The organism is Acinetobacter sp. YH12043, from assembly GCF_013419915.1.
Classification (GTDB): Bacteria; Pseudomonadota; Gammaproteobacteria; order Pseudomonadales; family Moraxellaceae; genus Acinetobacter.
Window position 1 is genome coordinate 34,767 of record NZ_VOZD01000022.1, and the last position, 24,541, is coordinate 59,307.

The 24,541-nt window shown below is 42.5% G+C and carries 23 protein-coding genes and 1 pseudogene; 10 read left to right on the plus strand and 14 right to left on the minus strand.

Features of this window, described 5'->3' with window-relative positions:
• Positions 1–137: 137 nt before the first annotated feature.
• Positions 138–461: pseudogene (ssb, locus tag FTU01_RS11370) on the plus strand (single-stranded DNA-binding protein); the annotation flags it as partial.
• A gap of 349 nt (positions 462–810) precedes the next feature.
• Here ssb and FTU01_RS11375 read toward each other — a convergent pair.
• The 5 genes from FTU01_RS11375 to FTU01_RS11395 all read right to left on the minus strand — a co-directional run bounded on the left by FTU01_RS11375 (position 811) and on the right by FTU01_RS11395 (position 5,172).
• Positions 811–1,479: a hypothetical protein gene (locus tag FTU01_RS11375; protein WP_257233678.1), complete on the minus strand. Its 669-nt coding sequence runs from the start codon at positions 1,477–1,479 to the stop codon at positions 811–813.
• Positions 1,480–2,269: 790 nt separating this feature from the next.
• A complete protein-coding gene (locus FTU01_RS11380) occupies positions 2,270–2,458 on the minus strand; it encodes a hypothetical protein (protein ID WP_180139146.1) in 189 nt (62 codons plus the stop codon).
• Complete coding sequence (locus FTU01_RS11385) at positions 2,455–2,748, minus strand: hypothetical protein (protein WP_180139149.1); 294 nt, start codon at positions 2,746–2,748, stop codon at positions 2,455–2,457. The genes FTU01_RS11380 and FTU01_RS11385 overlap by 4 nt, the downstream gene beginning before the upstream one ends.
• A gap of 842 nt (positions 2,749–3,590) precedes the next feature.
• Entirely contained in the window at positions 3,591–4,736 is a 1,146-nt protein-coding gene (locus tag FTU01_RS11390; RefSeq protein WP_180139171.1) for an MFS transporter, read from the minus strand.
• A 172-nt stretch (positions 4,737–4,908) separates the two neighbouring features.
• Positions 4,909–5,172 carry a metal/formaldehyde-sensitive transcriptional repressor gene (locus FTU01_RS11395; RefSeq protein ID WP_180018418.1) on the minus strand — a complete coding sequence of 88 codons (264 nt, stop codon included), beginning with the start codon at positions 5,170–5,172 and terminating at the stop codon, positions 4,909–4,911.
• A gap of 56 nt (positions 5,173–5,228) precedes the next feature.
• Between FTU01_RS11395 and dmeF the strand changes: the two genes are divergently transcribed.
• Together dmeF and FTU01_RS11405 are read left to right on the plus strand one after the other, a co-directional pair.
• The gene (dmeF, locus tag FTU01_RS11400) at positions 5,229–6,164 is read left to right on the plus strand and encodes a CDF family Co(II)/Ni(II) efflux transporter DmeF (RefSeq protein WP_180139152.1); all 936 of its coding nucleotides are present in this window, start codon (positions 5,229–5,231) and stop codon (positions 6,162–6,164) included.
• Between the two features lie 136 nt (positions 6,165–6,300).
• Positions 6,301–6,999 (plus strand): DsbC family protein, encoded by a 699-nt coding sequence (locus tag FTU01_RS11405; RefSeq protein WP_180025583.1) that lies wholly within the window; start codon positions 6,301–6,303, stop codon positions 6,997–6,999.
• Positions 7,000–7,083: 84 nt separating this feature from the next.
• Here the strand turns inward: FTU01_RS11405 and FTU01_RS11410 are convergent, their stop codons facing one another.
• From FTU01_RS11410 to FTU01_RS11430, 5 genes are all read right to left on the minus strand, one after another.
• Entirely contained in the window at positions 7,084–7,341 is a 258-nt protein-coding gene (locus FTU01_RS11410) for a GlsB/YeaQ/YmgE family stress response membrane protein (protein ID WP_034171345.1), read from the minus strand.
• Positions 7,342–7,516: 175 nt separating this feature from the next.
• Positions 7,517–8,044, minus strand: a complete 528-nt coding sequence (hpt, locus tag FTU01_RS11415; RefSeq protein WP_004780337.1) for a hypoxanthine phosphoribosyltransferase — start codon at positions 8,042–8,044, stop codon at positions 7,517–7,519.
• 211 nt (positions 8,045–8,255) lie between these two features.
• Positions 8,256–9,575 (minus strand): guanine deaminase, encoded by a 1,320-nt coding sequence (guaD, locus tag FTU01_RS11420; protein ID WP_180139155.1) that lies wholly within the window; start codon positions 9,573–9,575, stop codon positions 8,256–8,258.
• 255 nt (positions 9,576–9,830) lie between these two features.
• Positions 9,831–10,796 carry a TerC family protein gene (locus FTU01_RS11425; protein ID WP_180053994.1) on the minus strand — a complete coding sequence of 322 codons (966 nt, stop codon included), beginning with the start codon at positions 10,794–10,796 and terminating at the stop codon, positions 9,831–9,833.
• A gap of 331 nt (positions 10,797–11,127) precedes the next feature.
• Positions 11,128–12,321 (minus strand): sugar transporter, encoded by a 1,194-nt coding sequence (locus FTU01_RS11430; protein WP_180139174.1) that lies wholly within the window; start codon positions 12,319–12,321, stop codon positions 11,128–11,130.
• Positions 12,322–12,613: 292 nt separating this feature from the next.
• Here FTU01_RS11430 and FTU01_RS11435 point away from each other — a divergent pair, with 292 nt between their 5' ends.
• On the plus strand, positions 12,614–12,901 hold the full coding sequence (locus FTU01_RS11435) for a GNAT family N-acetyltransferase (RefSeq protein ID WP_004780333.1): 288 nt from the start codon (positions 12,614–12,616) through the stop codon (positions 12,899–12,901).
• Here FTU01_RS11435 and FTU01_RS11440 read toward each other — a convergent pair.
• Positions 12,894–13,247 carry a hypothetical protein gene (locus FTU01_RS11440; protein ID WP_180139159.1) on the minus strand — a complete coding sequence of 118 codons (354 nt, stop codon included), beginning with the start codon at positions 13,245–13,247 and terminating at the stop codon, positions 12,894–12,896. The genes FTU01_RS11435 and FTU01_RS11440 overlap by 8 nt on opposite strands.
• A gap of 202 nt (positions 13,248–13,449) precedes the next feature.
• On the opposite strand from FTU01_RS11440, the gene FTU01_RS11445 reads away from it, so the two are divergent.
• Positions 13,450–13,920: a BLUF domain-containing protein gene (locus FTU01_RS11445; protein ID WP_180012271.1), complete on the plus strand. Its 471-nt coding sequence runs from the start codon at positions 13,450–13,452 to the stop codon at positions 13,918–13,920.
• A 57-nt stretch (positions 13,921–13,977) separates the two neighbouring features.
• On the opposite strand, the gene FTU01_RS11450 is transcribed toward FTU01_RS11445, so the two are convergent.
• Both FTU01_RS11450 and mpl read right to left on the minus strand, forming a co-directional pair.
• Positions 13,978–15,060 carry a zinc-dependent alcohol dehydrogenase family protein gene (locus FTU01_RS11450; protein ID WP_166139256.1) on the minus strand — a complete coding sequence of 361 codons (1,083 nt, stop codon included), beginning with the start codon at positions 15,058–15,060 and terminating at the stop codon, positions 13,978–13,980.
• Between the two features lie 346 nt (positions 15,061–15,406).
• Entirely contained in the window at positions 15,407–16,771 is a 1,365-nt protein-coding gene (gene mpl, locus FTU01_RS11455; RefSeq protein WP_180139162.1) for a UDP-N-acetylmuramate:L-alanyl-gamma-D-glutamyl-meso-diaminopimelate ligase, read from the minus strand.
• A 241-nt stretch (positions 16,772–17,012) separates the two neighbouring features.
• Here mpl and FTU01_RS11460 point away from each other — a divergent pair, with 241 nt between their 5' ends.
• The 4 genes from FTU01_RS11460 (at position 17,013) to FTU01_RS11475 (ending at position 21,228) form a co-directional block, all read left to right on the plus strand.
• Positions 17,013–17,354, plus strand: a complete 342-nt coding sequence (locus tag FTU01_RS11460; RefSeq protein WP_180139177.1) for a DMT family protein — start codon at positions 17,013–17,015, stop codon at positions 17,352–17,354.
• 197 nt (positions 17,355–17,551) lie between these two features.
• Complete coding sequence (purE, locus tag FTU01_RS11465) at positions 17,552–18,064, plus strand: 5-(carboxyamino)imidazole ribonucleotide mutase (RefSeq protein WP_180139165.1); 513 nt, start codon at positions 17,552–17,554, stop codon at positions 18,062–18,064.
• A 28-nt stretch (positions 18,065–18,092) separates the two neighbouring features.
• Positions 18,093–19,214 carry a 5-(carboxyamino)imidazole ribonucleotide synthase gene (locus FTU01_RS11470; protein ID WP_179993046.1) on the plus strand — a complete coding sequence of 374 codons (1,122 nt, stop codon included), beginning with the start codon at positions 18,093–18,095 and terminating at the stop codon, positions 19,212–19,214.
• Positions 19,215–19,932: 718 nt separating this feature from the next.
• A complete protein-coding gene (locus FTU01_RS11475) occupies positions 19,933–21,228 on the plus strand; it encodes a lytic murein transglycosylase (RefSeq protein ID WP_218948194.1) in 1,296 nt (431 codons plus the stop codon).
• A gap of 102 nt (positions 21,229–21,330) precedes the next feature.
• On the opposite strand, the gene FTU01_RS11480 is transcribed toward FTU01_RS11475, so the two are convergent.
• Positions 21,331–22,458, minus strand: a complete 1,128-nt coding sequence (locus tag FTU01_RS11480) for an anhydro-N-acetylmuramic acid kinase (protein WP_179993045.1) — start codon at positions 22,456–22,458, stop codon at positions 21,331–21,333.
• A gap of 63 nt (positions 22,459–22,521) precedes the next feature.
• Here FTU01_RS11480 and tyrS point away from each other — a divergent pair, with 63 nt between their 5' ends.
• Positions 22,522–23,754: a tyrosine--tRNA ligase gene (gene tyrS, locus FTU01_RS11485; RefSeq protein WP_161792066.1), complete on the plus strand. Its 1,233-nt coding sequence runs from the start codon at positions 22,522–22,524 to the stop codon at positions 23,752–23,754.
• The last annotated feature ends 787 nt before the right edge of the window (positions 23,755–24,541 follow it).

The window sequence follows — 24,541 nt, forward strand, 5'->3', positions numbered from 1 at the left end:
CATGTTACCCATCGTTACCCAAGCAAAAAAATATAGGTAACACCCTGAAACGCTGTCATAGCAAGGATGTTACCCATGTTACCTACGTTACCCATGAAAAATAGACATTCTGAGAAAATTTAGAGAGATTTAAGCCAATGCCAAACGTAAACAAAGTAACTGTGATGGGTGTATTAGGCCGTGACCCTGAAACTAAACAATTTCCCAACGGTGGCAGCATTACGACATTCAGCGTTGCAACGTCCGAGTTCTGGAAAGACAAGACCACTGGAGAGCGCAAAGAGGCTACAGAATGGCACAGAATCACTACTAACAACCGATTAGCCGAGATTGCCAGTAAGTACCTCAAGAAAGGCAGCAAGGTTTATATTGAGGGCTCATTGCGTACAAGGAAGTGGAAAGACAATAAAGGAACTGATCGGGAAATAACAGAGATTCGAGCCGATGAGCTGCAATTGCTATGATTGACTAGCCTCCTTAATTGGGGGCTTTTTATTGGCTGAATGGTCAAGATAACCATGCAGATTCAACTATCATGGAAATCGTGACAATAGAATAAACAGCTTTAGATCGGTGCAGTCTAATTAGATTAAAAGCATCTCTTTCATAGGGTCGCATTTCAAATGTCACCCTACCAGATTCCAAATCTGAAAGGAGAAATTTAGCTATACAGCACTTCTCTGATTTACCTTGACAGTACCCCACCAAAAAGCACCATAAAACCCCCATCAAAGCCTTTATATATAAGCATCATAGCCATTTTGCTGAAACTGCATTTCGTATCAGTACGTATCAGTAAATGGCCTTTAATCAAAATAGGCCCATCATCTTCATACCACTAATTTGACCGATTGCCTGTGATACACCATTCCACATATCGGCACTTGCCTGACCTTTTGCTAAAGCCGCACCCGCTTGTGCTGCACCAGACTGTTGATACAGGTTTGAAATATTGCTAGCTGTTTGCATGCCAGCATTACCTGTCCCTGCTGCTGCGTTCTGACCCAATGATGTTAATCCAGCATAATTTTGATAACGCTGATTGATTAATTGGTTAAGCAAGTGCGGTCTAAACTGTGCTAATGCTGCTTGAGTGTTGCCACCACGTATCCCACCAGTAGCGGATGCATTCTGCAAAATGGCGTTTTCACCTTGTTGCAAATAGGTTTGCATTTCAGAGCTATTGTTAATGTTGTTAATCGCTGCTTGTTGGGCTGTATTACCATTGATTCCAAGCAAATCTTGCTGACCAGTCAAACCGCTAAGGCCTGCATCCGCATAAGGTTTTAAGAGCTTCTGAACTGCATCAAACTGTCGACGCTGTTCCTCTACCCCCATTTCAGAGGCTTCGATCTGGGCGTTTGCTGCTGCATTTGCTGATTTTCTTTGTGCCCTGGAGGACAAAGCACCACCAACCACACTGGCACCTACCATACCTACTGCAAGTTTTGTTCCTATTGCTGCTGCTGCAATTGGCATAAGCATTCTCCTGTTTTTAAAATTACTTTTTAGTGATTAATAGCCTCTTTTTAGCTATTCAAAATTTTTAGTAAATTAGCCTTAATAGACTGCTATTTTTCACCAAAAATTTATTCTTAATTTTACCATGTAGAAAGTAATAATTAACCTTATATTTCAATAATATATGTAAGCAATTTCGTACAAATAGAGTGTTTATAAAGGGGTCTATAATGTCGGTTTTTTATATGGAAAATAGGGTAGTGTTTTGTAGTAGTCCGAACCATAACAATTGATAACAACTTGAAGTATTTTGAAGCTCAAATAATAGGTTTTATCGGGCTCAATCGTTGGGTTTAATTGGGTTCTAATTTCAGGTTTTATCAGGTTCAAAGGTTAAGTTTTGTTAGGTTCAAATACTTACTATCCCTTACTTTCAAATAACAGGTTTTGACAGGTTTTTATACTGGGAAAAGTGTCAGGTTTTGACAGGTTGATATTTCTATTTTTATGGATGGATACCAAAATTATAACCGTATACCACACGTCAGTACTTCTGATTATTTTATATACGTTGACCATGTTACTACATCAAAAAAATGCTGTTACCACATCAAAACTTGTATATCTGATTTCCTGTTACCACATCAAAACGATATGCCTTATGCGATGTTTCGGCCAAATAAAAAATATAACTTCATGTCGATATTCTTAGTGAGTTATCTCAGTCGGATTGATCAGGTTTAAATAATTATTAAGGGCGTAAAGCATGGCATAAGACTATGTGTATTTAAGGCATTAAAAAAGCCCACTATTGTGAGCCTTTCTTTTTCTTCATATCTTCATTCAATTGTTCTTTAACCCATCCGCTAAAATCATCCAGTTTATTAGCATGGGCCAATAGATTGGCATCGTGTGGATTCTCAGTATTGAAGCTGACTAGCTTTTGCTTGCGCTTTTTCTCATAGCGAGTTTTGGGCGTGTCGTTAGGCTTGTTCATGCACTGGCCTTTTGTTTGGCAGCTTCCCACTCAGCCTTATATGCTTCTGCCCCTTTAGCATGGTTGCGGTGGCGGTCTTCTGCTAAATATTCATACATATCTAGTTGAGTAACAATTTCAGAAAAATGATACTGGCTGACTTCTTTTCCACTTTCTGCCAGCTTGTTTAACTTCATTACTTCTTTTCTGATATGGCTGATAGCTGTACACATCCAGTTCATATCTGATTCAGCTAATGAAGCTAGGTCGTGCATATCACCAGCATCATAAGTTTTAGTCTTGTTCGTCATTGTATACCCCTTAGTAGATTCTTCATTTAATATATCGTATATACGATTATATAGCAAGGGGGGGATTTTATACCTTATGGATTGGCCCAAAGCGGAGACCACTCCCAACCGCACCAGCAAAAAAAATCCTGTTTGAGTTAAAAGTTAAAATAAAGTTAAAGGTACTTACTATTGCTTACAGCTACGGCGTTCTAAATGTCAGGTTTTGTCAGGTTATGACCTTAGGATTACTTAGGATTTACGCCGTCTGCAATACTAAGTTTTACTAAGTCCAGACCATAACAATTGATAACAGCATGGCATCTTTGAATATTAGGTTTTATTAGGTTTTGTATTTTTGAAACTAAAGTTTTCTATAGTAGGACAACGCAAAATTGCGTTGGCTAACCTGAGTTTTCCGTAGTAGTAATCCACTACGAAACTTTCGTACAGTCACCAGTGCCGATGCTCAAAATTGAGCAGCGAAAAAACACAGCAAACCGCTATACCGTCAGACAATAATCAATAAAACGCGCGCGCACGCGAGGGAGAGAGCTAAAGTGTGGTTTTGGCCTTTAAAATCCCAATAGATAAAACTCGATTGGATGGACGCGGTATCCGATCTATCATGCTGGAATGTCTGAGCATCCCCCACCCATGCGACCAAATCGAACAACAAAAGCAGATCAGGCACAGGCTTAAAAAGTGCCTAGTGATGACATAATCAGTCACTTGTTAGGCACTGAGTTTTAATTATTTTTATAAGTAATTAATTTATATTAAAAATATAATTTAAATTACATTCTGTATTGGAAAATAATCCTTAAGTTATATAAAAAAGCCCTCAAATGTGGGCTTTTTTATCAGGCTTTTACCTGCAGTTTCTGATGCCATAGCCAAAGGATTAGACAGAGTGCACTGATCACTACACAGAAGCTGATCACGGCAAATCCTAAGCCGAAGTGATCAGCCAGATACCCCACCGCGATAATCGGCACAATCGTGCCCAAATAGCCAATAAACAGGTAAGTCGACATCACGGCTGCCCGATTTTGCAAGGTTGTGATCGCATGAATCACACCGAATGCGCCCATTAAGGCAAAACCATGTCCAATCCCGAATAAGATATCACTGGCGAAGAACAAGATACTTGCTTTAAGGATCATACAAAGAGCAAGGCTAACCAAGCTCACCAGCATAATCATCAGGCCAATATTCAGACATTTCTTTGCAGGAACAGCTTTAGCAAAGAACTGCACCACAGCAGAAATCAGCAAAATACAGGTAATGGCGGTACCGCTGACCAAAGGATCATGCCAGGGCAAGATATCCTGCACAAAAGACGGTGACAGTGAAGCAAATAAACTGAAAGCAGCAAAGGCATTAAATGCAGTTAATCCCACAATCATGAACACAGCATGATACTGAGGTTCAGGACGCAGTAATTTCGGTGCAATACTAAAAGGCTGACGTTCAAAAGCAGGGGTTTTTAGCCAGAATAATCCGACAAAACACAGCACTGCCCCAAGAATAATTGGGAGGTATGGAGTAATTAATGGAGCTTGAGAAAACTGCGCAATTACCCCACCCACAAACGGCCCCAAACCAAAACCTATAGCCGTCAGAATCGATACCAGTTGTGGTGCAAGCTGCTTATGAGTTTCTGGAATGGTTTGCATCATGCCTAGCATTGCTGAAGTGGTCATCAGACCTGAAGCAATACCAATGATAAAACGACCCACCGACAAAATCAGCGCATTCTCGGCAAAGACTGAAATGACCAAGCCAATGCTAATAAATACCAGACCAATTTGCAGGGTTCTTAAGAAACCAATCGTGTTGCTGGTACGTCCCAGGAATAACAAGGTACCCAGACAGCCAAACATATAGGCGACAAAAATATAGGTAATCTGGCTTGGCGATAAATGCCAGATCTGTTGATAAATGGGATAAAGCGGACTTGCCAGTGCTGTACCGATGGTACCCATAATCAATGCAAGACTGACCATGGCGAAAGGTCGCCATGAGATATTTTCTGTCATGTAGCTGCCGTAAAAGTTTCACCACATTTTAAAAAGAATGATGTGGAAGAAAGAAGAGAATGGGTGGCAGTGTATCGGTTAGATGAAAAAGCGGTCAATTATCTTGCTGTAAAGAAAACAAAAATGTTGAACTAAACAATTAGCCATAACGCTTTAATAATTTTAAAAACTCAGCCAGTTCTTCTTCATTAACCACAGCTTCTCCAATGACATGCTCTCTTAAATGGGTCTCGATCAACTCATTCATCAAACCGTTTATGGCACCTTTAACGGCTGCAACCTGTTGCAGGACCTGAATACAGCCTGTCTCAGGATTCTGGAGAGACTGCTCTACGGCGTTCATCTGACCTTGCAAGCGCCGTACCCGGTTTAATATTTTTTTATCATCATGTACATGACTCACCACAAATCTCCAAAAATAAATATACTAGGGGGGAGTATTAATAACAGTTCCCTTTTATGCAAAAACATACCGCCAATTCGCACAGCCATCAATTTGATGAAGGTAATCCACTCGCACAGAAAAAGATTCTGTTTGCCACGATTCTGACTGCCGTCATGATGGTGCTGGAAGTATTAGGGGGATGGATCTTCCAGTCAATGGCTTTACTTGCTGATGGCTGGCATATGGGCTCGCATGTATTGGCCTTGGGACTAGCTTACTTTGCCTATAAAGCGGCCCGCCATTATGCGAATGATCCCCGCTTTAATATGGGTACTTGGCGGATTGAAATTCTGGCCAGTTATAGCAGTGCAATTTTATTGCTTGTAGTAGCCGGTTTTATGGCGATTCATTCAGTAGAACGTCTATTTTCGCCAGTTCAGATTCATTATAGCCAAGCCATTCCAATCGCGATTTTAGGACTATTGATTAATCTGGCCTGTGCTTGGTTGCTGCATGATGATGGGCACCATCACCATGATCATCATCACGGACATTCCCATCACGAGCATGATAATAATCATGGTCATCATGACTTGAACCATAAAGCGGCCTTTCTGCATGTGGTTGCTGATGCCGTGACTTCTGTTCTGGCCATTATTGCCTTGTTTGCTGGAAAATATATGGGCTGGGATTTTCTCGATGCAGTACTGGGACTGGTCGGCTCAATCCTGATTGCACGCTGGGCGATTGGCCTGCTAAAGCAAAGTGCCAAGACTTTACTGGATGCCGATATGGATGCCCCAGTGGTCGAAGAAATACGTGAAGTCATTGCTGAATATGGGAATGATCTGCATTTAACTGACCTGCATGTATCGAGAGTCGGTAAAGGTAAATTTTCCTGTTTTGTTGCCGTTCAAACAGGAATCCCTATTAGTGCTGATCAAATCCGTGAGGCGATCTCTATTCATGACGAAATCGTGCATATCTCGGTAGAAGTCAATCAGCATTAAAGGGTCAATGTTCCACGTGAAACATAACTGATTGATCAGTTCGATTTGAACATCAGGCTACATAAAATAGTCAGAATTTTCTTTTTAAAAAGACTAAAATCGAAACACATTTAACTTGGACCTGAGCAGGACATTCATGCAAATAAGAAATATGCTGCTGGCTTTGACCCTCTTCCCTGGCCTTAGCTTTGCCAATGTGGATACAGTTAAAGCCAATCTGGCAAAAAACAGTCCCAACCTAAAAATTGAAAATATTCAGCCTACCGAAATGAAAGGAATCTATAGCGGTTCCATGCAGGGGCAGATTGTCTATCTGAATGAAGATGCCCAGCATCTCCTAGCTGGTTCAATGTTCCGTATTCAGGACCAGCATAATCTGACTCAGGATTTATTACTCAAACAAAACAGTGTCGACTGGAAAAAGTTACCGCTACAGGATGCGATTAAATCAGTCAGAGGGACAGGAAAACGTCAGCTTGCCATCTTTTCTGACCCAAATTGCCCGTATTGTAAACAACTTGAAGTAGAGCTGAAAAAACTCAAAGATGTCACTATTTATACCTTCATCCTGCCTTTAAAACAGCAGTCAATTGCGCCATCTAAACAGGTTTATTGTGAAAAAAATCCAGCACAGGCTTGGGAAGACCTGATTGGTCAAGGTATACAACCTAAATCGAAAAAGAGCTGTGCCAACCCGATTGAACGTAATAAACAGCTGGCACAATCACTCGGTGTAAATGGCACACCAGCGATTATTTTCTCGAATGGTTTTAAAGTCATGGGCGCTCAGCCAGCAGAACAGATTGAACAAGGTTTCAAAGAATTCGGCCTGTAAAATTCTGACTATACTCAATAAATAAAAAAAGAGCACTTAAACCAGTGCTCTTTTTTTATGAAAGAAACTTATTCTAAGCAGGGCTTAGATTCGTTTGCGTTTGGTCACCATATTATAGATAAATAGGATGACTACAGCACCAATCACTGAGGCAATAAAGCCTGCGGCAGAATCTTGGGAATACAAGCCCAGCATACGCCCGGCAAAGGTCGCAACCAGTGAACCGGCAATCCCCAACAGGGTCGTAACAATGAATCCAGCCTTGTCATCACCAGGATGAATCGCGCGTGCAACCAGACCCGCAATAAAACCCACCACAATCGCAACGATAATTGACCACATCAGCATACTCCTTGTTATCATGTCTTTGTTTTTACATCAGGTTTATCTTGCGGCAAGAAAAGCACTGAAAAAAGTCATGTCCTGCAACGGGCTGTTGCGTTTTTGTTTGCTGTGTTACTGAAATGATTCAAGAAATAAAAAAAGTGGCACGAAGCCACTTCTTTTAAACCGGTTCTTAAAGGCCGATTTCACCAATAAATGGAATATGACGGTATTTTTGATCATAGTCCAGACCGTAACCAACAATGAACTTGTCTTCGACTTCAAAGCCCAAGAATTTTACTTCCAGCTCGATTTCACGACGTGAAGGTTTGCTCACCAAAGTGCACAGTTCAATTGAGTTTGGCTGACGGGTTTGCAGGATTTCCAGGACTTTGCTTAAGGTATTACCTGAGTCAATAATATCTTCAACCACCAGCACATCTTTACCACGGATTTCACCGTCCAGATCTTTCAGGATTTTGACATCACGGCTCGAAATCGTACCGCCGCCGTAGCTGGATACAGTCATGAAGTCGAGTTCATGTGGCTTGGTAATGGCACGACACAAGTCTGCCATGAAAATCACTGAACCGCGTAACAAACCGATAAGTACAAGCTCTTTGTCACTATTGGCATAGTGTGCATCGATTTTAGCACCAAGCTCTTTGACTTTAGCTTGAATTTCTTCAGCGGAAATCATTACGCTCATTTGAACGGTCATGGGTAGATACCTAAAAAATAAAAATAGCAAAATAAAAAAGGTGTTGACCTGCAACACCTGAATTGCAGCAATTTTAATACATCCTTGCTTGAGATGCACCTGTTTTACTTGCTGTAAATGTAATCAATTTTCGGGCTGCTGTGAATCTCTCTTCAGCGCAAAGGCACAGACAGCGACGATTGCAGCCAAAATGATCCTGCGCTGACGCGATTTATTGGGCTTTGACATAGACAGCCTGTCCATAGACATAGGTTGCTGCAATATTACGGTCATCCCCCAGCATGGTCAGTGCAAAAAAGGTATCTTCAATATTTTTGGCCCTGCTCTGCCGTAGTTGTTGTAAAGCGGTGGCATTGAGATCCAGCACCACAAAGTCTGCTTCTTTGCCCACATTGAAATTCCCCAAACGGTCATCCAGACTTAAGGCTTTCGCACCACCCAGGGTCGCATGATATAGCGACTCAAAAGCCGAAAGTTTTTCTCCTTGCAGTTGTTGCACTTTATAAGCTTCATTTAAGGTTTGCAGTTGGTTAAAGGAGGTTCCTGCCCCGATATCGGTACCCAAGCCGACTTTCACGCCTTTATCCCAGGCTTTCTTCAGCGGAAACAAACCGCTACCCAGGAAAAGGTTTGAGGTTGGGCAGAAGGCAATTGCAGAGTCGGTTTGATGCATACACTCCCACTCCCCTTCCTCCAGATGCACACAATGGGCAAATACGGATTTAGCGCCGGTCAGTCCATAATGATGATAGACATCCAGATAGCCTTCACGTTCCGGAAAGAGTTCTTTTACCCAGGCAATCTCATTTTTGTTTTCACTGAGATGAGTATGGATATAAACATCTGGATATTCGACTTTTAACTGCCCTGCTTTTTCCAGCTGTTCAGGCGTTGAGGTCGGAGCAAAACGTGGCGTAATCGCATAAAGATTACGTCCTTTACCATGCCATTTCTCAATCAGGGCTTTAGAGTCGCTATAGGCAGATTCTGCAGTATCCGTCAGGGCTTCAGGTGCATGGCGGTCCATTAGCACTTTACCGGCAATCAGACGCATATTCTGTGCTGTAGCCGCTTCGAACAGTGCTTCTACCGAGGCTGGATGAACGGTACAGAACACCAAAGCTGTGGTTGTACCATTTTTCAGCAATTCCTGAATAAAGAACTGTGCAATTTTCTGGCTATACGCCGGATCCTGAAACTGGATCTCAGTCGGGAAGGTATAAGTATTTAACCATTCTAGTAGCTGTTCCCCATAAGCACCGACCATTTCAGTTTGCGGGAAATGGATATGGGTATCGATCATACCCGGAATGATGAGCTGTTCAGGATAATAAGTAATATCCAGACCTTCAGGGAGCTGCTGCTGACCTTCCTGCCAGGAACCAAACCACTGGATTATTCCATTTTTTATGATGAGTAAACCATCTTCTATATAACGCACTTGGTCGTGAATTTCACGTGCTTGGGCAACTGTATTCTGGATATCGAGGAAACGACCACGGATAGCTGTCGTCGCAATGTAAGAAGACATTGAAAACCTGCACTTTGTAATTTTTTCGATTGATTGTAGCTGAAAAGTTCTAGCCTGTATGGGAAATACACAACTAAAAATCCCCAAATTTTAACAATGCAAAATAGCGGCCAAGATCAAAGCAATTATCACGAGATTTTTAAATTAGATTTAAATAAAGAAAATGATGCTAATTAAAGTAGCCAAAACGATCACTGGCCTGAAATAAAAAAAGCCCGCATTTTGCGGACTTATCAGGAATGCCGAAGCAATTATTTATAGCGCTGTTTCATTGTATTTTTTGCTATGACGGATTGATAACCAGGCGGTAATCGTCAGCACAATGACAATAAAGCTCAGGGAAATCCAGATCGGCATATGGAATACTTCCAGCATCAGCATCTTGAAGCCGATAAAGACCAGAATGATCCCGAGGCCATAAGGCAGATAGTACATTTTTGATGCAGCACCAGCGAGCAGGAAGAACATGGCACGCAGACCCAGAATCGCCATCAGGTTCGCTGTTAAAACAATAAAGGGATCGGTGGTGACAGCGAAAATGGCTGGGATCGAGTCTACCGCAAAGATCACATCAGAAGCTTCCACCAGAATCAGCACCAGAAATAATGGCGTTGCCCACAGGACACCGTTCTGATGCACAAAAAATTTATTGCCACGCATTTGCGGCGTAATCCGGATATGTTTGCGTAGCCATTTCAGAACTGCCATATCTTCAATATCGGTATGCTCTTCTCCTTGGCCGCGCAGGAATTTAAAACCGGTATAAACCAGAAAAGCACCGAAGATATACAGAATCCACGAGAACTCCTGTACGAACCATGCGCCAATAAAAATAAAGATGGTCCGCAGAATAATGGCACCCAAAACGCCATAGAGCAGCAGCTGGCGTTGCAGTGCAGGAGGAATAGCAAAGGCAGCAAAGATCATCAGCCAGACAAAGACATTATCAATTGCCAGAGATTTTTCCAGCAAATAACCGGCAAAGTATTCCATCACCTTCTGGTTTGCCAGAGCAGCACCTGAAGTCTGTTCCAGATACAGCCATAATGCACCGCCAAACAGAGTCGCTACACTGACCCAGGCAACACTCCAGTAGGCGGCAGTGCGGACTTTGGTGGGCTGTCCGTGCTGATGCTTAAAGCCGATAAAATCGATGACCAGCATCACTGCAACGATAATGAAAAAAGCCAGATACAGCCAAGGTGTACCAATTGTTTCCATGGGAATTCTCCACATCTGACAATCGGCCATAAAAAAACCTTGACCTGCTGTCAGATGAAATACATCTATAACAACATGATCAAGGTCTTGCCTACATCTTTGTGCTCTACTGGATGAGATCCAGCAGTATTTCAAGATGCTCAGATACCGACTTTTTGCAAAGTGTAATGACGATATTCTGATACGTTCAAAAACTAAAATTTCATTCTTAAACGTTTGGAGGAGGCTACTCCCCTTGTTCAAACTCAATTCTGTTTGAGCAATTGCTCAATATCAAATGAGCATGACAGATTTTATGCATAATCACAAATTATTTTACAAAAAGCAGCGTTTAATCAGCAGCTTTGGGCAGGAAGTCCAAACGCTGAACCAAATAAAGACTAAGCAGAAATCCAAGAATCGCCAGCCCTGCGCCTACCCAGCCAATGCTCGATAGCCCGATCTGAAGCGTGACAATACTGCCAAGCAAAGCTCCTCCGCCAATCCCGACGTTATACAGGCCTGAATAAATGGCCATGGCAACATCTGTGGCATCTGCAGCTAGGTTCAGGGTTTTGGATTGTAGAGCCAAGCTGAAACCAATGATGCTCAAACCCCACAGCAGAGATAAGCCAGAGAGGCCTGTGACTGTGCTCGACAAGGGCAATAACAGCAGCATGGAAATAACCAGTCCAAAAGTAAAAGCAGGAATAGTCATTTTCGGAAACTGTGCGGCAAAGCGGCCAAACAGATAAGAACCCAGGAATCCTGCTCCGCCATAAACCAGAAGTAAAGTTGTGGTCTGGGCTGAATCAAAGCGGGCGATATTCAGGGAGAATGGTTCAATATAGCTATAAGCGGTAAACTGCGCCGTAATCACCAGAATGGTGAGGGTAAAGACTAGCATCAGGCTTGGACGTTTGATCAGGCTTTTTAAGCTGCTGAGGGAGCCTGAATTGACACTTGGAAGCAATGGCAAGGTTTTGGCCAGAATCAGGCAAATGATCAATGCGAGACACGCAATCAGGGCAAAACTATTACGCCAGCCATACGCCTCACCAATCATCCGGCCAAATGGAATACCGAGCACCATCGCCATCGCCGTTCCTGTGGCCAATAAACCGAGTGCCTGAAACTCTTTACCTTTCGGTGCGACCCGAACCGCGAGTGAAGCGGTAATCGACCAGAACAAGGCATGTGCGATGGCAATCCCTATCCGGCTGATCACCAGCGTGCTAAAACTCCAGGCAAAATAGGACAGCACATGACTTAAAATAAAGACCGCAAAGACCAGCATCAGTAGAAAACGCCGTTCTATGGCTTTAGTGAGCAGCATGATCGGAAGAGATAGTAGGGCCACGATCCAGGCATAAATGGTCAGCATGATGCCGGCCTGAGTGGCGGACATGGCAAAGCTTTGCCCGATTCCACTCAGTAATGCCACAGGAATAAATTCGGTGGTGTTAAAAATAAAAGCCGCGCAGGCTAAAGCGATGACACCAATCCATTGCTTGGTGACGGAAGAAGCGGAAGATGAGTCAGACATACGAAGTTGCATGCAAAAAGATGCTGCATTCTAATCCTGTCTTTCTCAATTAGGGAGTAGGTAAAATTAAATTTTTGGGGTGATATGTGATGACTAAAACTGCATCACCCTCAATCAGGCAAAATAGAGAAATAAAAAGTTATCAATATTTGAAAAAAATCACAGGAAATGATGAAAGAAAATAAAAAATTTCATCCAATATTAAAAACTTAACAATAATTCATATTATTTCTTTAAGAAGATGTTTTAAATTAAATAAACCAATAATTTTATTAAGAGATCAGCCTTCAGTATGGACATTCAACATCAAGATTCAAAACGCGGCGGTGTATTTTTTATGGAGGAAGATGGTCGACGTCTTGCTGAAATTACATATCAGTGGCAAGAAGCATCGACCATCGTGGCTGATCATACCTGGGTAGATAATTCCTTACGCGGTCAAGGCGTAGCACGCAAAATGCTGGATGTACTGGTCGACTTTGCCCGCAAGAATAGCTTAAAAATTATTCCCCAGTGTTCCTATGTAGATGTCATGTTTAAACGTGATCGCAGCCTACAGGATGTGGCAGCTGCTATTTAGCAATTGAATTAAACTTATCCAAGATAGAGATATGTTGTAATTTGCCTTTAAGTGCAGGTACAGAAATACGCTGCAGCAGGTTATATACGCTATAACCTGCCATCAGGCCTATGCTGTTCCATAACACTTCTTCATATTTGCCTAACAGCGTAAGTATTCCTATCATCAGGCTTACACTGATATAAAAAAACATACGACGGCGAACAAACTGTAAAAGCGTCCAGCCTACAAAAACTGAACTGAGCAGAATGTTGGTCTCGGTCGTCAAGGCCATCTCATTCAGCATAATCAAAAGCATAAAACATATACACAACAACGCTACAGTGAAAATCAGATCTTTTAACATCAGGTTTCACTCCTTCATCATTATCGCTATATATCTGAAATCATTGATTTCCTCTCAGGAGGTAATTGTTAGAAGTTTTCTTTGGAAAAGCAAACCTAAAACAATGTAAGCAAAAACGGATATTTGATTAAAAAATGATCGACTTAAATTAAAATAATTGATTAAATTATGCTTTTAATTCTTTCTTCAGTGAGATGACCTTATGCTACAGCTTTGCTACGCCAGTGAGCGGATAGAATCTGAACAAGAGTTATTACAGGATCTTAGCGATATATTATCTGTAGCGAGAAAATTTAATAAAGCTCACCAAATTAACGGGGTTTTATATTATTCCCACGGCAAGTTTTTTCAATGTCTGGAAGGTGAGGCAGAGGTGGTAGAAAATCTGTTTCAGAGTATTTGCCGTGATCCACGCCATCATCAGGTGCTTCGCTTTCAGGATGCAACGGTAGAACGTCCACATTTCTCGGAGTGGTCGATGAAATATGTCCATAAACATAGTGAAATTTCTTCTTTATTTTCACGTTTAGGTTTAGGCCAATTTGAACCTCATGCACTGCAACAGGAACAACTGGGTGGATTCCTGGAACTGCTCTATCGTCTGGATGAAAATCAGGCCAATCTTGCTTCTCCTCAAGGTTATAAACAGCGTGGTTATATTCCCTATTTTTAATTGATGCTAAAAAATAAAAAAGTCCGCATAGCGGACTTTTTTGTTGCCAATGATGATCTAAGTCATTTCAATCATGACCTTTAAAGCCTTTTCGTCAGAGGCATGTTTAAACACATCATAGGCCTTTTCAAATTCAGCAAACTTGAAGTGATGGGTGGCCAGTTTTTCCAGTGGCAGTTTGCCGGAGCAGCAGGTTTTGAGCAGCATCCCGGTGGTATTGGTATTGACCAGGCCAGTGGTGATGGTCAGGTTTTTAATCCAGAGTTTATTCAGTTCAAAATTGACGGATTTACCATGTACACCGACATTGGCCAGATGACCGCCTTCTTTCACAATATGCTGGCAAATATTCCAGGTGGCTTCCAGGCCCACCGCTTCAATGGCACAGTCCACTCCTCTTCCATCAGTGAGGTCCAGTACACGTTGAATAGCATCCTCATTGGCTGAATTCACGGTATGGGTGGCACCGACAGTTTTGGCAAATTCCAGCCGGTTATCATCGACATCGACCATGATGATATTGGCTGGAGAATAAAACTGAGCAGTGAGCAAGGCACTCATGCCGATTGGGCCGGCACCGACAATCGCCACATTGTCTCCCGGTTTGACCTGACCATATTGCACACCAATTTCATGTGAGGTCGGTAAAATATCTGAAAGAAAGACCGCAACATCTTCATTCAGACCTTCTGGTAGGTGATAGAGAGAAGTATCGGCAAATGGGGTTCGGACATATTCGGCATGAGTGCCGTCAATCATATAGCCCATGATCCAGCCACCCTCGTTTCTACAATGGGCATATAGCTGTTTCTGACAGTTTTCGCAGGTGCCGCAGCGGCTGACACAGGAAATAATCACCCGATCACCTTTTTTAAAGTTTTGAACTGCAGAACCAACTTCTTCCACAATACCAATACCTTCATGACCGAGAATCCGGCCATTAAAGCTGCCGGTTTTTTCTTTTGCGACCTCTTCAATTTCGGGGTTTTTACCTTTCCAGATCCCGAGGTCGGTACCACAAATGGTGACTTTGCTAAGTTTGATAATGGCATCAGTAGGTTGCAGAATTTGGGGAATAGGACGTTCTTCAAAACGAATATCATTGGCGCCGTAATACACCATGGCTTTCATTGTTGTCATGACAGATCTCCTAAGGAAATGAGGGTCTGAACAAGAGAGATAAAGCTATTTTTTTGCTGCCTTTACAGCCTGGAAAATCATCAGGAGGGTGAAGGATAAAAGAGGATCGAAATACTGTTGTTCTTATTGATTGTGCCTAGAGCACTCAAAGATTGCAATGAGTCTTATGTTCAGATTGCAACAAAAGATAATGAAAAGAAGAAAGATAAATTTTAGCTGTTTTAATAGTGAAATAAGAAAGTTGATTTGAACTTGAATGAAGTTTAATTTTCTTAAAAAAGATAGAAAGCGAATTTAATTTTTAAAATAAAAAAGCCCGCTATTACGGGCTTTTTTATATAAATTTTTAAGCTTTTAAAGCACTAATCAGTTTTTGATGCAGACTGCCAAAACCACCATTGGACATGATTACCACCGCATCGCCCTCACCTGCTTCAGCCACCACGGTTTGGATAATCTCATCCAGGGTACGTGCAACTACAGCTTTATTCGGTGCAGCGTCAATTACCGGTTGCAGATCCCAGTCCAGACCTTCAGGTTGATACCAGATCACTTCATCCGCCAGACGCGCGGAATGTGCCAAACCATCTTTATGACTGCCCATACGCATGGTATTGGAGCGTGGTTCAATAATCGCCCACAGCTTACGTTCACCTAAACGCTTGCGTGCACCTTCAAGGGTGGTATCAATTGCAGTTGGGTGATGGGCAAAGTCATCATAGACTTCAATGCCGCGTACAGTGTCCAGCAGTTCCATACGGCGTTTCACACCACCAAAGTTTGAAAGTGCTTCACAAGCCGTTTCAATAGAGACACCGACATGTTCAGCAGCAGCAATCGTTGCTAGTGCATTGGCTACACTATGCTGACCCGTCATATTCCATTTCACTTCGCCTTTCACGATACCGTATTGGAGTACCTTGAAGTGAGAACCATCTTCTGAAAGCTGTTCAGCATAAAGCTCAGATTTTTCATTGGCATCTAATGAAGTACGAACCACAGGCGTCCAGCAGCCCTGCTCTAGCACTTCATCAATATTCGTTTCAGTAATTGGCGTAATAATGCGGCCTTCACTTGGAATGGTACGCACTAAATGGTGGAACTGTTTCTGGATCGCTGCCAGATCATCAAAGATATCGGCATGGTCAAATTCCAGATTGTTCAGAATCGCCGTTTTAGGATGGTAATGCACGAACTTGGAACGCTTGTCGAAAAAGGCAGAATCATATTCATCGGCTTCGACACAGAAGTATTTCCCGCCACCTAAACGCGCACTTTCAGAAAAGCCAAGCGGTACACCGCCAATCAGGAAGCCAGGTTCTAAACCGGCCTGATCCAGTACCCATGCCAGCATGGTGGTAGTTGTGGTTTTACCATGCGTACCAGCTACACCTAAAACGTGTTTACCTTGCAGGACATGATCTGCCAGAAACTGTGGACCTGAAATATAAGGTAGACCTGCATTCAGCATATATTCTACAGCATCAATACCACGTTTCATGGCATTGCCGACAATGATCAGATCCGGATGCGGCTGTAAATGGCTGCGGTCGTAGCCCTGCATTAAAGTAATGCCTGCATTTTCCAGCTGGGTCGACATCGGTGGATAAACGTTTTGATCCGATCCTGTCACCTTATGGCCTAGATCACGTGCCAGTAATGCCAGTGAACCCATAAAGGTGCCACAAATACCCAAAATATGCAGATGCATCTACTTCACTCCATTTTGCCTGACACATCACTTTGTACTGGTGCTGTTGCCATGATTTATTCGATTTGCAAGCAACGATAGCAAGGCTTTGACCGAAAAGATAGTCAAAGTTCAAGCATTCCTGCGGGATTTTTTAAATCCTGTTTCACAGACAAATTCAGGGAAATTTTCAAGCTTCCGGAATATCTTTTGGCAAAATAAATCGTAAAATAAGCCCGAACTTTTTGCAGAGTGCATGCAGATGCTACCGGCTCTATTTCTTCTGGTGATTGCCAACTGTTTTATGACCTTGGCCTGGTACGGACATCTCAAATTCCTGCCGCATGATGCACCGCTGTGGCAGGCGATTTTATTTAGCTGGGCCATTGCCTTGTTTGAATATAGCCTGATGATTCCAGCGACCAAATTATTAGCCCAACAGGGACTGGCGGTGGGTCAAATGAAGATTACTCAGGAAGTCGTCACTCTACTGGTCTTTGTTCCCTTTATGATCTTCCTGTTCAAACATCCGTTTAAACTGGATTATTTATGGGCGGCGCTATGTCTCTGTGGTTGTGTCTATTTTGTATTCCGCAGTTCTTGAAATCATCTACTAGCCACTACTTCCCTATTTTTATTCCAGTTTTTAAGAATCTGCTAAAAAAATAAGAAAAATCGAGCCTTGCTTTGACCGTTAAATTTTATGAAGATGAAAAATCAGTCTATAATATGCATTCCTATTCAAGCTTGGCTCTCTCGTCGAGATTTATCTTTCTTACTTTAATCTCTGGAAAATTTGCAATGAATGCGGCTGCTGCACAAGATACTCCTCTCGTAGGTATTATCATGGGTTCTCAATCAGATTGGGCAACTCTCGAACACACTGCCAATATGCTCAAGCAGCTTGGTGTCTCATTTGAAGCCGAAGTCGTTTCCGCACACCGTACCCCGGACCGTCTGTTTGAATATGCTGAACAAGCGCGTGATCGTGGTATTCAGGTGATTATTGCCGGTGCAGGTGGTGCAGCGCATTTACCAGGTATGTGTGCAGCCAAAACTGATCTGCCAGTACTGGGTGTACCCGTCAAATCTTCGATCTTAAATGGTGTCGATTCATTGCTTTCTATCGTGCAAATGCCAGCGGGTATCGCCGTAGGAACATTGGCGATCGGTCCTGCCGGTGCAACCAATGCAGCCATTATGGCAGCACAGATTTTAGGTTTAACCCGTCCAGAGATCGCAAAAAATGTCGCAGATTTCCGCGCGGCACAAACCGAGAAAGTCGCAAGTAATAATATTCCAGGTCAAATGTAAGTCCAAGCTTAATACGGGATCAAACACAATGGATAAAACCATCGGTATTTTTGGTGGCGGCCAGTTAGGTCGGATGATGGCACAAGCCGCACTACCTCTAAATATTCAATGTACGTTCTTTGAAGCCAATACGGACTGCCCTTCTGCGGCTTTGGGTCCGGTTTTCTCAACAAAAGCTGTAAATGGCTTGCAGGATTTCATCAATAGCGCAGATGTCTTCAGCCTGGAGTTTGAAAATACACCCCTAGCTGATGTCGACGTTTTAACGCAAAACAAAGATCTGCATCCACCTCGTCAGGCTTTAGCTATTGCACAACATCGTCTGTCTGAAAAGGCACTATTTGATGAACTGGAAATTCCGGTTGCACCATATAAAGCGGTGACTTCAGTCGAAAGCTTGCAGGCGGCCGTTGCTGAGCTTGGCTTACCGATCGTGCTAAAAACCTCTCGTGGTGGTTATGACGGCAAAGGCCAGTTCGTTCTACGTTCAGCAGATCAGATTGATCAGGCCTGGGCGGAACTCGGCCCTGCTGGTGAATTGATTGCCGAAAGTTTTGTGACTTTCTCGCGTGAAGTATCCATCATTGCGGTACGTGGTCAAAATGGTGATGTCAAAACCTGGCCATTGGCTGAAAATCATCACCATAACGGCATCCTGTCGCATTCCATCGTTCCGGCACCCAATAGTGCGGATCTGCAGCCAGTCGCGCAGGATTACATCACTCGCCTGCTCAATCACTTGAATTATGTGGGTGTCTTGACCCTTGAGCTGTTTGTGACAGACAAAGGCCTGTATGCAAATGAAATGGCACCACGTGTGCATAACTCAGGTCACTGGTCGATTGAAGGCGCTGTCTGCTCGCAGTTTGAAAACCATATTCGTGCGGTCGCAGGTCTGCCACTGGGTTCAACTGAAGTGGTGCGTCCAACCGTGATGGTGAACATTATCGGTCAGCATCCCAAATCTGAAGATGTCCTGACTTTAGAAGGCGCACACCTGCATCTGTACAATAAAACAGAACGTGAAGGTCGCAAGATTGGTCACATCACTTTGATGCCCACAGACAGCGCTCAGCTGACCACTTTATGCCGTCAACTGGCGAAGATTTTACCGAATCCATTGGCATTGAGCGAAGATATGACCATCTAAGCTTTAAGCTGCTGATAAAAAAAGCGATCACTTCGGTGATCGCTTTTTTATTTGTCCAGATTCAGGCATGATTGCGCCTCTTTAAAAATCCCCTGCCATTGGTCGGATCATTTTTAAAATCAATTGCTTATAAACTGATCAATTGAGTATAAATATAATAATTTAATTCGCTGCTATTTTGGGCTGAATTCTGGGTTATTCACTTGTGGATAAACTTAATATTGAGTTTGAATTTAAAACTGGAAATAGATTTTGAATTTAAATTCATAAAAATAAATTCAAATTTAAAAATGAACTTTGAATTTAAACTTCGCTGCTTAAATTTAAATTCAAAAATATGAATTCAAATTTAAAAGCTGATCAATGAATTCAAAGTTCTGAATTTAAATATAGTTACTTCTAATAAAAATGAATTTAAAATAGAAATACTATATACCAGAAGCCTTTGGCTGATTGAGCAGTCCTAATCTAAAGACAAGTTATCCACAATAAATTTTTAAATTCAAAAGTAATTTCCTGAGTTTTGAATTTAAATTTAAAAAATGAGCCTGATTTGAATTTAAAATGGACTTGTGGATAAGTTTTTAAATTTAAAAGCTACAAAATGAATTCAAAAGTGTAGGAATTATGAATTTAAATTTACGCATTGGCGCTTTAATTTTCGTCATGAGCTGCTAAGGTAGAAACATAATTCAAAATCTAAATATTTAAGGGTCTTATGCAACGGCTTGCACTTTTTGTTGGTTCTTTGGTTTTAGCTGCTACACAGGCACAGGCAGAACTGATTATTAATGGTCAGCGTGTGACATCAACGGATATATCCTCTGTTCCGAGCAGCCCCGTCAATTATGCGTCCCAAAATAATTTTCAGAATTGTCTTGCCAATTTGCGCAGTCAGGCGATTGCACAAGGCGTAAGTGGTTCAACCTACGATCGTTATACGCAAAATTTAACACCCGATTATTCTGTGATTGAAAAGCTGAATTATCAGCCTGAGTTTTCGACTCCGATCTGGGATTATCTGTCCGGACTGGTGGATGAAGAACGTGTACAACTGGGTCGACAAAAACTGCAGCAACATCGTGAGGTATTAAACCGGATTAGCACAGCCTATGGAGTACCGGCAGAAACCATCGTAGCCGTATGGGGCGTAGAAAGTAATTTTGGTGATATTTCCGGGAAGTATCCTTTATTACAGGCCTTGGGTACTTTGAGTTGTGAAGGTCGTCGTCAAAGTTATTTCCGTGGTGAGTTCTTCACCACTATGAAACTGTTACAGCGTGGTGATGTCTATGAAAGCCAGCTCAAAGGTTCATGGGCAGGCGCATTTGGTCACACCCAGTTTATGCCATCAACCTATGATGAACTAGCGGTAGATTTTGATGGGGATGGTCGTCGTGATTTAGTCGGCAGTATTCCTGATGCACTGGCTTCTACAGCCAATTTCCTGAAAAAACGTGGCTGGCAGACTGGCCAACCTTGGGGCTTTGAAGTAAAAATTCCACAAGGCATGTCTGTTTCAGGCGAAGGCCGACGCAATAAAAAATCACTGAGTAGCTGGATGAACCGTGGTGTGGTGCGCGCTGACGGTACTTCGCTATTGCAGGGCAATTTATCAGAATCTTCTCAGGCTGGCTTATTGGCACCTGCAGGTGAAAATGGCCCGGTATTTTTAGTCTTTAAGAATTTTGATGCTATTTACAGCTATAATGCAGCAGAAAGTTATGCTTTAGCGATTGCACATTTATCTGACCGCTTACAAGGTAAAGGAAGCATCCAGGCAGCTTGGCCAACCGATGATCCGGGTACGTCACGTGCGGAACGTCGCGAGATCCAGCAATTCCTGTTAAACCGTGGCTATGATATTGGTGAGGTAGATGGTCTAATTGGGGATAAAACCCGTCAGGCGATTCGTCAGGAACAGAACCGTTTGGGTTTAAGCCCGACCGGTCGCGCAGGACAGCAAATCCTGCGTGCATTTAGAAATGAAAATGCCAAACTCATGATGCGTTAGGAAGAATTTAGACATGATCTAAATATGATTCTTCATTATAAAAAAGGTCTGCAAATATGCAGACCTTTTTTATAACTATATATAGTGAGCTTAAAGCTGCTCTTATACAGAGGTAATTGTACCCAGAACACGATAACCTGATGCGCCTGTCACAGCCGGCAGATTGCCGCTGAGTTGATTCATAAAACGCATCGCCAGCCAGGCAAAAGCCGTGCCTTCTACCCAAGTCGGATTTAAGCCAAGATCGGCTGTGGTTTGTACGCTCCAATGATGTTTACGCAAACGCCAGCGTAACTGTTCCAATAAATGTGAATTATAGGCACCACCACCACAAACATAAACTTCACCGGTATCCAGACCGGAACGGTAAATGGCTTTTTTAATCGCACGGGTAGTGAGCTTCATTAAAGTAGCTTGCACATTCTCTGGTGTATCTTCAAGTTCATCGTATTGAAGGTCATTGCGCCAGTCGGCAATTTGTTCATCCAGCCATTCCAGATTGAAGTCTTCGCGGCCAGTACTTTTGGGTGGCTCTTTTGAGAAGAACTCATGTTCCTGTAATCGATCTAATAGGCTACGGATTGGCGTGCCATAAGCCGCCCAATTACCATTTTCATCAAAAGGCTGGCCGGTATAACGCTGACACCAGGCATCCATCAGAATATTGGCAGGGCCGGTATCAAAGCCATACACCTGATCCGGTTGACCTGCCGGCAGAATACTCACATTGGCAATGCCGCCCAGATTCAGAATCACGCGGTGAATACTGTCATGCTGGAAAATATCTTGATGGAAAGCGGGAACCAAAGGTGCGCCTTGGCCGCCAGCAGCCAGATCACGACGACGGAAATCGGAAATGACCGGAATCTGGGTGATTTCAGTAATGATATTCGGATCACCAATTTGCAGGGTAAAGCCATGTTCGGGGCGATGGCGGATGGTCTGACCATGTGAGCCAATCGCCTTGATTTGAGATCGATCTAAATTATTTTCTTTAATCAGCGCATTGATGCCATGACCAATCATTTGTGCCAGTGCGACATCAGCTTTGCCCATGCGGTCGATTTCATTGTCATCTGGCAAAGTCAGTGCCATCAGTTCATCACGAAGATCGGGATCAAAAGGCAAGGTGAGGGTGGCATGAAGCTGAAGTGGATCAAAAGAAGCAGCAACAATATCGACACCATCCATACTTGTGCCGGTCATTACCCCAATATAGATCGCTGTCATGATTATTCTTAAGCCTGCAATGTGCTAAAAAAGTGTTAGTATATCGCACAAATTGAATAACTGATGTATTTGGATTTTGTGATGTCAAATTTCCTGCCGGCTGAAGAACAACTTGCCCTCATCCAACGAGGCACCCACGAAATTATTTCTGAAGAAGACCTTCTGAAGAAATTAAAGCAGAATCGTCCTTTAAAAATTAAAGCGGGTTTTGACCCAACTGCACCGGACCTGCACCTAGGTCATACAGTTTTAATCAATAAATTAAAAGTATTCCAGGACCTGGGTCATGAAGTGTACTTCCTGATCGGCGACTACACTGCGATGATCGGTGACCCAACGGGTAAGAGCGCAACCCGCCCGCCATTGTCACGTGAGCAGGTGCTAGAAAACGCAAAAACTTATCAAGAACAAGTATTTAAAATTCTTGATCCAAACAAAACCAAAGTCGTGTTTAACTCGGAATGGTTTGCACAAAAAACTGCAGCTGATTTGATTCAATTGGCATCACAACAAACAGTTGCACGTATGTTAGAGCGTGATGACTTCACCAAGCGTTATAACAATCAGCAACCGATTGCGATTCATGAATTCTTATATCCACTGGTTCAAGGTTATGACTCAATCGCCTTGGAAGCTGACGTAGAGTTAGGGGGTACAGACCAGACTTTTAACCTGTTGATGGGTCGTACTCTGCAAGGCCGTTATAACCAGGAAGCGCAGGTGTGTATCACTGTGCCAATTCTTGAAGGTCTAGATGGCGTGAACAAGATGTCTAAATCTTTAGGCAACTATATTGGTGTATTTGATGCACCTGGCGCGATGTATCAGAAAGTACTGTCTATGCCAGATTCATTGATTGAGCGTTATTTCGATCTGCTCAGCTTCAAGTCTATAGAAGAAATCCAAGGCTTACTGAAAGAAATCGAAGAAGGCCGTAACCCGCAGGAAGTGAAACGCATTCTTGCGCTGGAACTGGTGGAACGTTTCCATGGTGCTGAAGCTGCCGCTCACGCCCATAAAGGTGCAGGTAATATCATTACTGAAGGTGAACTGCCTGAAGGTACGCCAGAAGTGACTATTTCACGTGGCGAATTTGGTGGTGAGATCTTCATTACTTCAATTTTACGTGAAGCTGGCTTAACCAAAAATGCTGCTCAAGCTAAAGATGCCTTAGGCCGCGGCACTGTGAAAGTGGACTGGAAACCGGTTGATGCGTCTTTTTCTGTGAAAGAGAACGTAACTTTAATTATTCAGGCCAGCAAAAAAGCAATTGCAAAAGTGACCTTCGTTGACTGAGGCTGGTTCTAAGTTATTGAAATAAAAGCAGGCTTCGGCCTGCTTTTATTTTTTAAGCTGTATATGAATTATATAAATATAGAAATTCAAAAAAAACCTTATAAAAACAACATTTAAATTTTGCCATTTGGCTTGCATTTCTGGTTTTTTGTGTATAAGATTTATTCGTCTAGAGATTCCGTGAAAAGCATATCTAGAGGGTAGTGATCAATAACAGACAACTCCATAATTGATCAGGTCTCTAAGTGAAGAGACAAGTTAATATAATGTGAATAACTATAATAATGACATAATGGATCGGGTAAAGATTCAATTCTAAGGAAGAGATTTTGGGAGAGATCTCTTCCTTTTTTATTGGTGTTGTCTGGCTATATGTTCAATCTTCAATAAATTCAAAACAAAGATGGGTGAATTAGCTGGGATTCAGGTTAAATCCATGGTGAGATGAATGAATCATCTTTGAATCTCAATCCATCTATAAAAAGAAAGGTAAATAAGGTGTATCAATACCAGACTGAACAGATGTTTGATGAAGACATCAATTTCATTTTGCGTTTTCTCTTCGAATATGAGTCTGCTGAGCAGAAACAAAAATCTTTTGATCAGGCACAGACCTTATTTCAGCAATTAGATCTTGCCTCCCACTATTTACTCTTTTCATTAGGGTGTGTTGACACTTTTAGCTTAAAAAAATAGCGAAGTAGTAAAATCAAATCGCCAAACCCAATTTTACTATTCGCTATGCCTCGTACCATGCTGACAGATCAACACTGGCAAAAGTTGAAAG